Origin of the sequence: Streptomyces sp. NPDC006365, assembly GCF_042870755.1 — a bacterium.
In the GTDB taxonomy this organism is placed as follows: domain Bacteria; phylum Actinomycetota; class Actinomycetes; order Streptomycetales; family Streptomycetaceae; genus Streptomyces; species Streptomyces xiangluensis.
In genome coordinates, this window is the sequence record NZ_JBIAHS010000003.1 from 151,049 (window position 1) to 164,897 (window position 13,849).

Here is a 13,849-nt window from a genome sequence, read left to right on the forward strand (position 1 = left end):
CACGCGAGGCTGCATCAAACGAATTTGCGCTCCGTGAGAAAGGCAGCGAGCTGCTTGCCGCCCTCGCCCTCGTCCTTGACGATCGTGCCGGCCGTGCGCGCCGGGCGCTCCGCGGCGGAGTCGACAACCGTGTAGGCGCCCTCCAGACCGACCTCCTCGGCCTCGATGTCGAGGTCGGACAGGTCCCAGGAGGTCACCGGCTTCTTCTTGGCGGCCATGATGCCCTTGAAGGAGGGGTAACGGGCCTCGCCCGACTGGTCGGTGACCGACACGACTGCCGGCAGGGACGCCTCCAGCTGCTCGGACGCCGCGTCACCGTCGCGGCGGCCCTTGACCGTGCCCTCCTCGACCGACACCTCGGACAGCAGGGTGACCTGCGGGACGCCCAGGCGCTCGGCGAGCAGTGCGGGAACGACGCCCATGGTGCCGTCGGTGGAGGCCATGCCGGAGATGACCAGGTCGTAGCCGGCCTTCTCGATCGCCTTGGCCAGCATCAGCGAGGTGCCGATGGCGTCCGTGCCGTGGATGTCGTCGTCCTCGACGTGGATGGCCTTGTCGGCGCCCATGGACAGCGCCTTGCGCAGCGCGTCCTTGGCGTCCTCGGGGCCGATGGTCAGGACGGTGATCTCCGCGTCGGCGGCGTCCTCGGCGATCTGCAGGGCCTGCTCGACCGCGTACTCGTCGAGCTCCGAGAGCAGACCGTCCACGTCGTCGCGGTCGACGGTCAGGTCATCGGCGAAGTGCCGGTCGCCCGTGGCGTCGGGCACGTACTTCACAGTGACAACGATCCTCAAGCTCATCTGACTTTCCTTTCAGCCCTTTCAACCGGAGTAGTCGTGGAAGCCCCGGCCCGTCTTCCTGCCGAGGAGACCGGCGTCCACCATGCGCAGCAGGAGGGGTGGCGCGGCGTGCAGCGGTTCCTTGTACTCCTCGTACATCGAGTCCGCGATCGCTTTGAGGGTGTCCAGGCCGATCAGGTCGGCCAGCCGCAGGGGGCCCATGGGGTGGGCGCAGCCGAGCACCATGCCGTTGTCGATGTCGTCGGCGGAGGCGATGCCCGACTCGAGCATGCGGATGGCGGACAACAGGTAGGGCACCAGCAGGGAGTTGACGACGAATCCGGCCCGGTCCTTCGCGTGGATGACCTGCTTGCCCAGGGTTCGGCCGACGAACTCGGCCGCGTGGTCGCGGGTCTGGTCGCTGGTCAGCAGGGAGGGGACCAGTTCGACGAGGTCCAGCACCGGGACCGGGTTGAAGAAGTGCACGCCGATCACCTGCTGGGCACGTCCCGTGGCTGTGCCGAGTTTCATGATGGGGATGGAGGAGGTGTTGGAGGCGAGGATCGCGTCCGGCCGGACGACCACCTTGTCGAGCGCCGCGAAGATCTCCGTCTTCACCTGCTCGTCCTCGGCCACTGCTTCGATCACGATGTCGCGGTCGGCGAGGTCGGCCAGGTCGGTGGTGAAGCCGATCCGGCGGAGGGACGTAGTGCTGTCCGGCGGCGCGAGTCTGCCGCTTCGTACCGCGCGCGCCAGGGACTTGGTGATTCTGTCGCGGCCCGCCTCGACCGCCTCGGGGCCTGTTTCACTGACGAGTACGTCGAGGCCGGCTCGGGCGCAGACCTCGGCTATGCCGCTGCCCATCAGTCCCGCTCCGACGACACCCACACGACGGATGGGCTCGGGGGCAGTGACGTTCGGTACGGGGCCGGAGGGGATACCGGACGGCTGTGTGGACATGAGGTGCTTCTCCATGGTGTCTGGTCCGGCCGGGCTCAGCCCCGCAGCAGTTTGCGCTGCAGCTTGCCGGTGGCGGTGCGGGGCAGGTGGTCCCGGAGTTCGAGGCGGCGGGGGATCTTGTGTCGGGTGAGGGAGGCGGACAGGAACGTCTGGATGTCCTCCAGGGAGCAGTCCGCGCCCTCGGCCGGTACGACGATGGCGGTGACGACCTCTCCCCAGACGGGATCGGGCGTTCCGACGACCGCCACCTCGTACACGGAGGGGCATGCCTCCAACGCGTCTTCCACCTCGGTCGGGTCGACGTTCTCCCCGCCGGTGATGATGGTGTCCTTGATCCTGCCGGCCACCACCAGGCGGCCCTCGGGGTCGAGGTAGCCCCGGTCACCCCCGTGGAACCAGCCCTCGGCGTCGCGGGACGCCGCCGTCTCCTCCGGCAGGCCCAGGTATCCGGAGGTCACGCTGGGTCCGCGGACGACGATTTCTCCCGTCGCCCCGCGCGGCACGGGGCGGTTCTCGGGGTCGACGATCCGGAGCTCGGTCAGCGGGGCGGCGAGTCCTGCCTCGCCGGAGCAGCCCGGGCCGTCGCGGGGGTCGCGGTAGGTGACGCCGGCGGCGGTCTCGGTCAGGCCGTATGAGCTGAGGACCGGAATGCCGCGACGGTGGAACACCTCGGCGACCGACGCCGGTGCCGCCGCTCCCCCGCTGAGGATCCAGCGCAGCGAGGACAGGTCCGCGGCGGCGAAGTCCGGGTGGCGCCCGATCAGGGCGAGCATCGCCGGGACGGCGAAGGTCACGGTGACCCGGTGCTGCCGTACGGTCTTCAGGAAGCCGTCGACGGTGAAGGCGGGCTCCAGGATGACGGTTCCGCCCTTGGCCCAGGTGTAGGAGCCGACGCCGCTCAGCACCGCGATGTGGAAGACGGGTGTGGTGATCAGCGTGACGTCGTCGCGGGCGAGGTCGAGGCCGAGGAGTCCGTTGACGCAGCTCCAGAAGATGTTGCCGTGGGTGAGGAGCACGCCCTTCGGCCTACCGGAGGTGCCGGAGGTATAGGCGATGAGGGCGAGGTCGTCCTCCGTCACGGGTGCCGGGGTGTCGTCGCCGACGGGTTCATCCGCCGTGCGGCTCGGTGGTGCGTATCCGTCGGGTGGCTCCTCGTCCAGGCACACACGGGTGATGTCCGCCGGTACGGTGCCGTCGTCGGCCAGTTTGGTGGCGCAGGCGGCGTCGGTGACCAGGATGTCCGTTCCCGAGTCCGCCAGGAGGTAGGCGATCTCGGGAGGCGTGGCCGCCCCGTTGACCGGGACGAACACGCCTCCGAGGCGGGCCGTGGCGTACATCAGGACGAAGACCTCGGGGCGTGAGGCGCCCGCGTAGGCGACGACACTGTCGGGACCGGCCCCGTGCAGGCGCAGCTGCCTCGCCGTGGTCACGATCCAGTCCCGCAGTTGCCCGTAGGTCCACGCGCGGTCCCCGAAGACCAGTGCCGTGTGGTCGGGGTGTGACTGGGCGCGGCGTTCCAGTAGATGGCCCAGGCGGAACATCGGTCGTGGGCGGGTGGGGCCGGTCATGTCAGCGCTCCTTTCTTCCTACGGTCCGTCAGACGTCGGTCGTCGCCGGAGTGACCGGCGCGTCCGGCCCGTCAGACTCGTCCGGCGAGTCCGGTCGGTGTCCGCCGATCAGGGCCACGGTGACCACGGCCGCCGCGACCGCGCACAGCCCGACGATCAGGTAGCCGAGCGAGTAGGCGCTGCCCAGGGCCTGGAAGGCGGTGTCCTTGAGCGGGTTGAACGGCACGGTGGAACCGTCGGGCAGGGTGACGGTCGACGGGACGGCGTTGGCGCCGAGCGGGCCTGAGTTGACGGCCACGATGGCGCCCTCGACGGCTTCCTGTTGTCCCTCGGGCACGGTCGCCGCCGAGGCGTTGAAAGTGTCCAGGGCCTGGCCGAGCTGCGGGTCGGACCCGACCTCGTCGCTGATCTCACGCGACGCCCGGCTGAGGGCGATGGCGCCCACGACGGCCGGGCCGAGGGTGAACCCGAAGTCGCGCAGCAGGCTGGTCCACCCGGCGGCCATGCCGGACAGGTTGTGCGGCACGGTGTTGATCACCACGGCGGTGACCGCGGACAGGACGAACGCCACGCCCGCGCCGGCCACGACGAGCGGAGCGATGAGAGGCGTGACGGACTGGTGCCCGATCGGTATCGACGCCATCCAGAAGTCGCCCGCCCCGATGAGCAGCAGGCCGCCGCCGAGGATCCACTTCGGGTCGTAGCGCTCGATGAGGCGGGAGGCGATGGGCACCTGGATCAGGGCGGAGACGCCGTTGAACACGATGAACGCCAGGGACGCCTTGAGAGGGGTGAAGCCCTGGATGGCGGTGAGGCGGATGCTGGTCACATAGCCGGTGCCGAGGTAGCAGAACATGCCGACGACCGTCACGATCGCGGCGATCGTGAAGTTCCGGTTGGCGAACAGGTCGAGTTGCAGCAGCGGGGACGCCGAGCGGCGTTCGGCGAGGACGAAGGCGACCAGGAAGACGGCGGCGACGGTGAACCCGCCGATGACCTCGACGCTGCCCCAACCGCTCGTGGGCCCCTGGATCACGGCGAAGAGCAGGGCGACGGCGGCGACGGCGATCGTGATCTGCCCTGGCCAGTCGAGGGAACGTCCCTCGGGCGACTTCGAGTCCTCGGCCAGGACGTAGGCGAGTACGGCCGACACCGCGGCGAGTGCGACGACGAGGAGGAACGCCCACCGCCACCCGGAGTTGGGCCACGAGCCGAACTGCGACTGCGCGAGCAGGCCGCAGGCCAGCGGTGACAGCACACTGCCCATCGACAGCGCGGCCGCCCAGACGGAGATGGAGCGGGCCCGTGCGCGCGGTGTGCGCGTGCCCGCGGCGATCATGGCCAGGGTCGTCGGGATCACGGCCGCAGCACCGATGCCGGCGATGATCTGGCCGGTCCACAGCACGATCAGCCGGGTCATGTGATCGGCCTCGGGGCCCGGCGTCAGCACGCAGACCACGAACCCGACCGCCACCAGCACCGAACCGCCGACGAGCAGCCGCCGCCGTCCGAACAGGTCACCGAGGAGCCCGAAGGTCAGCTCCAGGACGGTGACGGGGACCAGGAAGGCGTCGGTGATCCAGGTCAGTTCCGATGCCGAGGTGTGGAAGTCCTGCTGGAACAGGCCGTTCAGGCCCGCGGGCACGGTCAGGGCGAACTGTGCCATGAAGACGCAGAGCGCTGCCGCGATGAGGGTGCCGCGCGCCAGGGTGTCGGTGGCGTGGGCCTGTTCGCTCGGCTGCTTCGCCATCGCCGTGCGGGCGGGCGGCTGGGAGCCGGCGCCGTTTCCGACGCCGGTGTCGGATCTGGCCATAGGGGGTTCCTTCCGAGATGAACGCGTGAGGTGACCTGCCGGTGTGGGGGGTGGGGAGGAGGTTCGGAGTCGTGCCGGTCAGCGCCCGGAGACGGGCGAGATGATGAAGTTGCTGAACCCGCCGTGTCGCGAACCCACGTTGTTGATCGCGGTGTTCACTTCGTCGATCGGGAAAACGTGGTGGCGCAGGGGTGACAGGTCGAGCACGCCCGCTTCGGCCATGTCGGCCATGTCCTGTCCCTCGCCGGGCGTGAACCAGACCGATCCGCGGACGATCTGGTCCATGTCCATCATTCGGTGCAGATCGAGGGGCACTTCTCCCGCCACGGCGCCGACGTTGACGGCGATGCCTCCCCTGGCCAGCGCGCGCACGCCCTGCTGAAGGGTTTCGTGCGGAGCGCCGGGCCCGAGGGCGTCGATGTAGGCGTCCACTCCGGCCCCGCCGGTCTCCGCCGCGATCCACTCGTCCACGGGTCCGTCGTGCAGGGAGTGCAGGCGCAGCCGTCCCGGGGCCAGTTTGTCGATCTCCGCCAGCAGTTCGCGGTCGCGGCCGGTGCCGTACAGGGTGGTGATTCCGAGGGCTGGTGCGAGCAGGGCCGCGCCGATACCGAGGGTGCCGGTGATGCCGTTGATCAGGACGCTGCGCCCGGGTCCGGCGGCGGCCTTGCGGAGTGCCGAGTACATGGTGCCCAGGTAGCCGAAGCGTGCTGCGGCCTCGAAGGGCAGGGAGTCGGGGATGCGGACGAGGGCGGACGCGGGCGCGATCATCTTCTCCGCGAGGCCGCCCTGGTAGCGGTCGAGCAGGCGGACCGAGGTGGCCGAGAAGCCGAAGTAGCCGGCGAAGGCGTAGCTCGCGCAGTGCACGATCCGGCCGTTGCGGCAGGCTCGGCACGCGCCGCAGGTGCGGCCCGGGTTGACGTACACCCTGTCCCCCACCTCGACGCCCTCGACGCCGTCGCCGACTTCTTCGACGACGCCGGCGGGGTCGAGCCCGAACACGGCCGGCAGGGGCGGGAGCGGGTTGAGCGGGAACCAGGTCGTCCAGTTGCCGAGGATGTTGGCGAGGTTCGGCACGATGTTCACGGCGTGCACGGCGACACGGACATCGCCGGGGCCCGGTACCGGAACGGGAATCTGCTCGATCTTCATCGGCTCGCCGACGTTGTGCATTCGCGCTGCGCGCATGGTCGAGGTCATGACCTCTCCTCAAATGGGGCGGAGTTGTCTCCGGGTACGGCAGGGCCTGGCAGGGGGTGGTGCGTGCTGGGGTGCTTCAGGCCGCTGCCGCCGCGGTCTTCCGGTGGCTCCACGGGTCCGGTGAGCGTGTCGGTGTGTCACCGGACGTCAGGCCCACGGGTGGGTTCTTGCGCGTACGGGCTGGTGAGCAGCCCGGCGACGATGCGTTTCGCCTCCGTCCTCGGGGTCGTCCCGCCGACCCTGGTGACGGTGGTCTGCGCCGCGCCGCGCGGGCCCGGTCTCAGGGCCGCCCGGTCAGCGGTATGCGGCGAGTCCCGTGACGGACTGGCCGACGACCAGGGCGTGGATCTCCTCGGTGCCCTCGTAGGTGAGCACCGTCTCCAGGTTGTTGGCGTGCCGGAGCACCGGGTACTCGGTGGTGATGCCGTTGGCGCCGAGTACGGTGCGGGCCGAGCGGGCGATGTCGAGGGCGGCCCGGACGTTGGCGAGCTTGCCGAGGCTGACGTGCTCGGGGCGCAGCTGTCCGGCGTCCTTGAGCTTGCTCAGACGCAGGGCCAGCAGCTGGGCGTGCACGAGGTCGACCTGCATGCGGGCCAGCTTCCCCTGGGTCAGCTGGAAGCCGCCGATGGGCCGGCCGAACTGCTCGCGGGTGGTCGAGTAGTCCAGGGCCGACAGGTAGCAGGTGCGGGCGGCGCCGACGACACCGCACAGGATGCCGAAGCGCGCCTCGGAGAGGCAGGACAGGGGTCCGCGCAGTCCGGTGACGCCGGGGAGCACCGCGTCGGCGGGCAACCGTACGTCCTCGAGGTGGAGTTCCGCGGTGACGGACGCGCGCAGGGACAGCTTGCTGTGGATCTCGCTGGTGGTGAAGCCGGGGGTGTCCTTGGGGACGAGGAAGCCGCGAATGCCGTCCTCGGTGCGGGCCCAGACGACGGCGATGTCGGCGATGGAGCCGTTGGTGATCCACATCTTGGTGCCGTTGAGGATCCAGTCGTCGCCGTCGCGCTTGGCGACCGTGCGCATGCCGCCCGGGTCGGAGCCCTGGTCGGGTTCGGTGAGCCCGAAGCAGCCGATCGCCTCGCCCGAGGCGAGCTTGGGCAGCCACTGCTGCTTCTGCTCCTCCGAGCCGTAGCGGTGGATCGGGTACATCACCAGGGAGCCCTGTACGGAGACGAAACTGCGCAGACCCGAGTCGGCGGCCTCCAGCTCGCGGCAGGCCACACCGTAGGCGGTGGCGCTCGCGCCCGCGCAGCCGTAGCCCTCCAGGTGCATGCCGAGGAGACCCAACTTGCCGATTTCAGGGGCGAGTTCGTCGGTCGGGAAGGTACCCGCCTCGAACCAGCCGGGCACGTGGTCGGTCACGCGGTCGCGGACGAAGGCGGCGACGGTGTCGCGGATGAGTCGTTCGTCGTCGTCGAGTTGACTGTCGAGGTCGAGGGCGTCGACGGGGTTGAGGTGGGGCATCAGGAGTTCCTCCGGGCACCGATGAGAACGAAGAGCATGGTTGCGGGTGAGGTGGAGCGGTTGCGCCAGGCGTGGCGGGTGCCGTTCTGCACGACGACGTCGCCCGGGGAGAGGGTGACCTCGTTGGCGGCGTCGAGTTCCAGGACGATCTCGCCCTGGAGCAGGACGCCGTAGTCGACGGTGTCGGTGGTGTGCATGCCGGGGGCGTCCGGCTCGAACAGCTCGGCCAGGCCGGGGCTGGTCCGAAGGCGTTCCGCGACGGCCGTGGCCGGGTCGAAGCCCTCGCTCCCGTACACCGTGTCCGGCGGGATGACCAGGTGGATCACGCGGGTGGCGCCGGGCTCGGGGACGTAGGAGGTGACGGCGGGCGTCGGATCGGTGCCGTCGTAGGGCACGGTGGGCTGGGCGGGGGTGGCCCAGACGAGGGACGAGACGAAGCCCGGGGTGTGCTGGAGTGCGTTGGTGCGGGGCGGTTGACCGTCCTGGACGACGGCGGCTTTGCCGTCCGCCGCTCGGCCGGTGACGATTCTCCGGGGCATGGTGCGGCTCCTCGGAAGGGGGAGGTGTGAGGCGGGGATGCTCGTGGATCGCGCTACGGCGATGGGGCGCACGGCTCGTTCTCCTCCGGACCGGACGGTCGGGAGGGGGCGACCACTTGGAAACGCCGTACGGCTCGATCCGATGGAGATGTCGGAGCTGAGGTGGTGCTGCGCCGATTGCGGTTCGGCAGCCCCTGAAGGGGCGCGGGACTGTGTCGATATGCGGCTCCGCCGCGTGGGCGCGACCCGCCACGACGACACCGCGGACGAAGAACAACCCGTCGCTGTGCTGACAGCGGAGCGTTTAGGCCGGGTGCTCCTGGTTGACCAGTCGGCCGAGCAGGGACACGAGTTGGGAGACCTCCTCGTCTTCGAGGACTGCCGTCCAGGCCGTCTCCCGGGTTGTCTGTCCCTCGATCGCCTGGTGCAGCAGGGCCAGACCGGCAGGCGTCAGCGAGACGCGGACGACCCGGCGGTCGTCGCTCTCCCGGCGCCGCTCGACGAGTCCGCGGTCCTCAAGGGTGTTGAGGGCGCTGGAGACACTCGCCCGGGAGGTGCCCGAGATACGGGCGATCTCCCGCTGCTCCAGATCACCGAAGATCCACAGCGTGTTCATGATCCGGAACCCGGCCCAGGTCATACCGAGGGGCCGGTGCACGGTGCCTTCGAAGTCCTGGACCAGCCGGGCCACCAGCCGGGTGAGGTGGGTGACCAGTTCGACTCCCCGGATCTGGCGCTCGGTGTGCCCCAGTTCCTCGTGGTGGGCCCGTACCTTGGCGGCGAACTCACGGGAGCGCGGATGGTGGACGGCGTCACCGCGGATCTCGGACAAGGACAGGGCTCCCTTCGGGCAACGGCGCCGGCGGGCGTCAGCGGCTGATCGGATTGCGCATCGTACCGACGCCCGAGACCTCGGTCGTCAGTGTCATCCCCGGCTGCAGGTACAGCCTCGGCGTGCGCCGGACCCCGCAGCCGGCCGGGGTTCCGGTGAAGACCAGGTCGCCCGGCTCCAGGGTGACGTACCGGGACAGCCAGGAGACCAGCTCGGGGACGGTGAAGATCAGGTCCGAGGTCCGCCCGCGCTGCACCTCCAGGTCGTCGACCCAGCCCGCGACCTCGATGTCGTTCGGGTCGTCGTACTCGTCGACGGTCGCCATCAGCGGCCCGCACGGGCTGAAGGTGTCGTAGGACTTGGCGAGGCTGAACTGGTTCAGCGGCTTGCGCCACTGCTCCTTGCGGTCGGTGACGTCCTGGCCGGCGGTCACGCCCGCGATGCCCGCCCAGACGTCCGCCGGCTCGACGGAACGCATGGTCCGCCCGATCACCACCACGACCTCGGCCTCGAAGTCGACCTTGTCGATGCCCACGGGTACGGACACCGGCTCGTACGGGCCGGCCAGCGAGCTGGGGAACTTGGCGAAGATACCGGGCTGTTCGGGGATCGGCATGTTCGACTCCTCGGCGTGGCCGCGGTAGTTGAGCGCCACCCCCAGGATCTTGCCGGCTCGCGGGGAGACCGGGCCGAGTTGCTTCTCGTCGTAGGCGACCAGGTCGGTGTCGGTCGCCGCTTGTGCGAGTCTCCGCAGTTCGGCATGGTTGGCGAGGTCGTACAGCACGGCGGGGTCGGGGCCGAGCGCCCCGTTGCTGGCCTTCTCGACGTCGAGGGCGCGGTCGCCGACGATGATCGTGGCCCGGCCGGCAAGGTTGGCGAGCTTCATTCGGGTTCCCTCCTGGGACGGTTGGGGTGGGTGGTCAGGACACCGTCGGCGCGGGCAGCGGGAGCTCCTCGCGCAGCGCGGCGATGTCCGGTTCGGGCTGGATACGGAAGACGTTGATCGCCATGGCCACGGTCTTGTACTGGCCGACCGTGTACACGAGATCGATGAGCTGCTCGGTGGTGAGGTGCTCGCGCAGGACCCGCCACACGGCGTCGTCCAGATCGGCTCCCCCGAACAGCTGGTCGGTCGCGGCGAGCAGGGCACGCTCGGCGCCGCCGAAACCGGGATCGCCGGTCCGGCCGAGGGCACGGATCTCGTCGTCGGACACCCCGGCCCGACGGGCGATCCGGACGTGCTGCAACCACTCGTACTCGGCCTGGGCGAGCCAGGCGATCCGCAGGATCACCAGCTCGCGGGACCTCAAGGGCAGGGTGTTCTTGCCCAGGACATGGTTGCCGAAGACAAGGAAGCGGCGCAGCGCGTCCGGGTGGGCGGCCAGGGTCGCCCAGATGGCGTAGATGTCGCCCTCGCCGTTGCGGTACGGCCGCAGGGCTTCCAGTGCCTTCTCCGGGATGTCCTTGTCGGCGACCGGATGCAGGCGCGGCTCACTTACAGGCATGGCATTGGCCCTTCACGGGTGACCGGCTTTGGTGCACGGCAGCGACCATAGGTAGATAGAACCCTGATAGTCAACAGGTTTACATTTGAGGAATCTGTCTGTATGACTTTTGACGATCAGGGTTCGAACGACCGGATCCTTCGGCTGGCCGGGCAGTCCTCGCGGCGCCCAGAGCAGGCCACACATCGACCATGGGAGGTCTCGGTGAGCATTCGCAGCCTGGGTTACCTCGGCATCGGCACCCCCGACCCCGACGGCTGGGTCGCCTACGCCAACGACATCATCGGCACCATGCCCGTCGGGCCGCCGGGCTCGCCGCAGGCGCGGCTGCTGCGGCTGGACGAGCATCCGTACCGGTTCCGTGTCGAAAACGCCGAGTCCGGAGGTGTCACCCATATCGGCTGGGAGGTCGGCGATCCACGCGGCCTGGAGCAGATGGCACTGCGCCTGCGCGCCCACGGAGTTGAGGTCCACGAGGGCACCTCCGAGGAGTGCGCTGCCCGGCAGGTCGACCGCATGGTGTGGTTCGACGGCCCGTGCGCGGTGCGCACCGAACTGTTCACCGGCCGGCACCTGTCGACCGCCCCCTTCGTCTCGCCGCTCGGCGTGACGTTCGTTACCGGGGACCAGGGGATGGGGCACATCGTCCTGAAGTCGCCGCGCGCGATGGAGGCGGTCGACTTCTACCGGGACGTCATGGGCTTCCGGCTCAGCGACGTGACCCACCTGTCCCTGGGCGGGACCTTCTACTTCATGGGCTGCAACCCCCGGCACCACAGCATCGCCTTCGTCGAGTCCCGCAAACGCGAAGGCACGCACCACATCCTGTGCGAGGTGTCGGACATGGACGAGGTGGGCCGGGCCCACGACCGGGCCCACGCACACAAGGTCCCGCTGATGGCAACGCTGGGCCGGCACTCCAACGACTTGATGTTCTCCTTCTACATGCGCTCCCCCGCCGGCTTCGGCATCGAAGTGGGCGCCGAGGGACGGCGGGTGGACGACGCGACCTGGGTGAGCCGCGTCTACCACTCCGACATCTGGGGCCACCACCCGGTCGACGACGGCGACGACGCGTACGCGGGGACGGCGCACGCGAGGACGGAAGGAACGACCCGATGAGCCTGCTGCCGAGCTATGTACAGGACCGGTGGTACACCCCGACCGGGGACGGAACGCCGGTGTACGACGCGGTCACCGGCGAGGAGATCGCCCGGGCCTCCTCCGCGGGCATCGACATGGCGGCCGCGCTGCACCACGCCCGCACCGTAGGCGGACCGGCGCTGCGCGCGCTCTCCTTCCACCAGCGCGCGGCGCTGCTCGCGGACCTCGCCGCCCATCTGCGCGGCCACCGCGAGGAGCTGTACGCGCTCTCCGCACGCACGGGTGCGACACTGTACGACTCGAAGTTCGACATCGACGGCGGCATCAGGGTGCTGCGTCACTACGCCGACCTGGGACTGCGTGAACTGCCCGGCGGGGACGAGGGGTTGGTCTACGCCGAGGGTCCGCAGGAGTCCCTGAGCCGGGACGGCAGCTTCCTCGGCGGGCACATCTGCACTCCGCTGCGAGGCGCGGCGATACAGATCAACGCGTACAACTTCCCCGTGTGGGCACCGCTGGAGAAGCTGGCCCCGGCCCTGCTGGCCGGCGTGCCCAGCCTGATCAAGCCCGCCACCCCCACCTGCGTGCTGACCAACCGACTGATCGAGCTGATCGTGGAGTCCGGTCTGCTGCCGCCCGGCAGCCTGCAGTACGTCTGCGGCGGTGCCGGCGACCTGCTCGACCACCTCACCGAACAGGACCTGGTGTCGTTCACCGGCTCGGCGGCCACCGCCGAACGGCTGCGCACCCACCCGACCGTCGTACGGCAGGCGGTGCGCTTCAACGCCGAGGCGGACTCCGTCAACTGCTCGGTCCTCGGCCCGGACGCCACCCCTGGAACCCCCGAATTCGACCTGTACATCGACCAGTTGGTCACCGAAATGACTGTGAAGGCGGGGCAGAAGTGCACCGCCATCCGCCGCGCCTTCGTTCCTGCCGACCTGATGGACGCGGTCGGTGAGGCCGCCGCAGCCCGGCTGACGCAGGTCGTCGTCGGTAACCCGGCCGACCCGGCCGTGCGGATGGGTGCCCTGGCCGGGCCCGCGCAGCGCGACGAGGTACGCCGCTGTGTGAAGACGCTCCTCGACTCCGCGCGCCTCGTCTTCGGGCACCCCGACCGGGTGGATGTGCGGGGTGCCGACGCCGAACGGGGCGCGTTCCTCTCCCCGTTGCTGTTGCGCTGCGACGACCCGGGCGCCTCCGCGCCGCACGAGGTGGAGGCGTTCGGCCCGGTCAGCACGCTCATCTCCTACACGTCAGCGGAGCACGTGGCCTTCCTGGCCTCGCTGGGCCGGGGCAGTCTCGCGGGGTCCGTCGTCACCGGCGACGCGACCTTCGCGCGAGAAGTAGTGCTGGGGGTCGCGCCCTGGCACGGCAGGCTCCTGATCCTCGACACCGAGTCCGCCAAGGCGTCCACGGGCCACGGCTCCCCACTGCCCGCCCTGATCCACGGTGGCCCCGGACGGGCCGGCGGCGGCGAGGAGATGGGCGGCATCCGCGGCGTCCTGCACCACATGCAGCGCACCGCCGTCCAGGGCGGCCCGCGCATGCTGGCCACGCTCACCGGCCGCACGGCCGAGGGGCGGTGACCGACCGGGAGGCCCGCCCCTGAAGCCCGTGGGAGGTCCTACCCTGCCTCCCACGGCGGCAGACGGCCGGGCCGGCAGCCACGACGGGATGTCCCTGGCCGCACACCAGTGGACCTCCTGGCCGGCCCGGCCGTGAGGCCGTCGGGAAGCCCTCTGCGAGCGGCGAAGGTACGTTCTCAGTACTTGTCGGGCCCGCGGGTTCCAATCCCTGCTCGACTCACAGGCATTGCCTTCCGCCAAGCAGCGGACGCCCCAACTGCTGCCGAGCGCTGCCGACGGATACAGCCCTCTGGTTCCGTCGGCCATGTATGTGGCTCGCCGGGTACACGGGGTCGTGAGGCTGCCGTCGTACACCTCGCCGACGGAAGAGCGGCCCCGCCCCACCCCCGGGGGGGGGGGGGGGCCCCCCCCCCCGGGGGGGGGCGGGGGGGGGGGGGGGGGGGGTGTGGGGGGGGGTGGGGTGGGGGGGGGGGGGGGGGGGGCGGGGGGGGCCCCCCGG

General features: G+C 70.3%; 12 protein-coding genes. 2 read left to right on the plus strand and 10 right to left on the minus strand.

Features of this window, described 5'->3' with window-relative positions; genetic code table 11:
- Window positions 1-14: 14 nt before the first annotated feature.
- The 10 genes from ACFYO0_RS09830 to ACFYO0_RS09875 form a co-directional block, all read right to left on the minus strand.
- Entirely contained in the window at window positions 15-800 is a 786-nt protein-coding gene (locus tag ACFYO0_RS09830; RefSeq protein ID WP_388673065.1) for an electron transfer flavoprotein subunit beta/FixA family protein, read from the minus strand.
- Between the two features lie 21 nt (window positions 801-821).
- Complete coding sequence (locus tag ACFYO0_RS09835; protein ID WP_388674210.1) at window positions 822-1,643, minus strand: 3-hydroxybutyryl-CoA dehydrogenase; 822 nt, start codon at window positions 1,641-1,643, stop codon at window positions 822-824.
- 131 nt (window positions 1,644-1,774) lie between these two features.
- Window positions 1,775-3,307, minus strand: coding sequence for a class I adenylate-forming enzyme family protein (locus ACFYO0_RS09840; RefSeq protein WP_388673067.1), 1,533 nt, complete (start codon window positions 3,305-3,307; stop codon window positions 1,775-1,777).
- Between the two features lie 28 nt (window positions 3,308-3,335).
- A complete protein-coding gene (locus tag ACFYO0_RS09845) occupies window positions 3,336-5,120 on the minus strand; it encodes an MFS transporter (protein WP_388673069.1) in 1,785 nt (594 codons plus the stop codon).
- A gap of 78 nt (window positions 5,121-5,198) precedes the next feature.
- Entirely contained in the window at window positions 5,199-6,317 is a 1,119-nt protein-coding gene (locus ACFYO0_RS09850; protein WP_388673071.1) for an alcohol dehydrogenase catalytic domain-containing protein, read from the minus strand.
- A gap of 294 nt (window positions 6,318-6,611) precedes the next feature.
- Complete coding sequence (locus ACFYO0_RS09855) at window positions 6,612-7,781, minus strand: acyl-CoA dehydrogenase family protein (protein ID WP_388673073.1); 1,170 nt, start codon at window positions 7,779-7,781, stop codon at window positions 6,612-6,614.
- Window positions 7,781-8,320, minus strand: coding sequence for a cupin domain-containing protein (locus tag ACFYO0_RS09860; RefSeq protein ID WP_388673075.1), 540 nt, complete (start codon window positions 8,318-8,320; stop codon window positions 7,781-7,783). The genes ACFYO0_RS09855 and ACFYO0_RS09860 overlap by 1 nt, the downstream gene beginning before the upstream one ends.
- Window positions 8,321-8,624: 304 nt before the next feature.
- Window positions 8,625-9,152, minus strand: a complete 528-nt coding sequence (locus ACFYO0_RS09865) for a MarR family winged helix-turn-helix transcriptional regulator (RefSeq protein ID WP_388673077.1) — start codon at window positions 9,150-9,152, stop codon at window positions 8,625-8,627.
- A 37-nt stretch (window positions 9,153-9,189) separates the two neighbouring features.
- Complete coding sequence (locus ACFYO0_RS09870) at window positions 9,190-10,038, minus strand: fumarylacetoacetate hydrolase family protein (protein ID WP_388673079.1); 849 nt, start codon at window positions 10,036-10,038, stop codon at window positions 9,190-9,192.
- A gap of 34 nt (window positions 10,039-10,072) precedes the next feature.
- The gene (locus tag ACFYO0_RS09875; protein WP_388673081.1) at window positions 10,073-10,657 is read right to left on the minus strand and encodes a carboxymuconolactone decarboxylase family protein; all 585 of its coding nucleotides are present in this window, start codon (window positions 10,655-10,657) and stop codon (window positions 10,073-10,075) included.
- A 204-nt stretch (window positions 10,658-10,861) separates the two neighbouring features.
- On the opposite strand from ACFYO0_RS09875, the gene ACFYO0_RS09880 reads away from it, so the two are divergent.
- Entirely contained in the window at window positions 10,862-11,779 is a 918-nt protein-coding gene (locus ACFYO0_RS09880) for a VOC family protein (protein ID WP_388673083.1), read from the plus strand.
- Window positions 11,776-13,350, plus strand: a complete 1,575-nt coding sequence (gene paaZ / locus ACFYO0_RS09885) for a phenylacetic acid degradation bifunctional protein PaaZ (protein WP_388673085.1) — start codon at window positions 11,776-11,778, stop codon at window positions 13,348-13,350. The genes ACFYO0_RS09880 and paaZ overlap by 4 nt, the downstream gene beginning before the upstream one ends.
- The last annotated feature ends 499 nt before the right edge of the window (window positions 13,351-13,849 follow it).

What these genes read in the sequence shown, in the direction of transcription:
- ACFYO0_RS09840 (WP_388673067.1), bottom strand. Translation starts at nt 3,307, where the DNA reads ATGACCGGCCCCACCCGCCCACGACCGATGTTCCGCCTGGGCCATCTA.
- ACFYO0_RS09855 (WP_388673073.1), bottom strand. Translation starts at nt 7,781, where the DNA reads ATGCCCCACCTCAACCCCGTCGACGCCCTCGACCTCGACAGTCAACTC.
- ACFYO0_RS09845 (WP_388673069.1), bottom strand. Translation starts at nt 5,120, where the DNA reads ATGGCCAGATCCGACACCGGCGTCGGAAACGGCGCCGGCTCCCAGCCG.
- ACFYO0_RS09860 (WP_388673075.1), bottom strand. Translation starts at nt 8,320, where the DNA reads ATGCCCCGGAGAATCGTCACCGGCCGAGCGGCGGACGGCAAAGCCGCC.
- ACFYO0_RS09875 (WP_388673081.1), bottom strand. Translation starts at nt 10,657, where the DNA reads ATGCCTGTAAGTGAGCCGCGCCTGCATCCGGTCGCCGACAAGGACATC.
- ACFYO0_RS09835 (WP_388674210.1), bottom strand. Translation starts at nt 1,643, where the DNA reads ATGGGCAGCGGCATAGCCGAGGTCTGCGCCCGAGCCGGCCTCGACGTA.
- paaZ (WP_388673085.1), top strand. Translation starts at nt 11,776, where the DNA reads ATGAGCCTGCTGCCGAGCTATGTACAGGACCGGTGGTACACCCCGACC.
- ACFYO0_RS09870 (WP_388673079.1), bottom strand. Translation starts at nt 10,038, where the DNA reads ATGAAGCTCGCCAACCTTGCCGGCCGGGCCACGATCATCGTCGGCGAC.
- ACFYO0_RS09830 (WP_388673065.1), bottom strand. Translation starts at nt 800, where the DNA reads ATGAGCTTGAGGATCGTTGTCACTGTGAAGTACGTGCCCGACGCCACG.
- ACFYO0_RS09850 (WP_388673071.1), bottom strand. Translation starts at nt 6,317, where the DNA reads ATGACCTCGACCATGCGCGCAGCGCGAATGCACAACGTCGGCGAGCCG.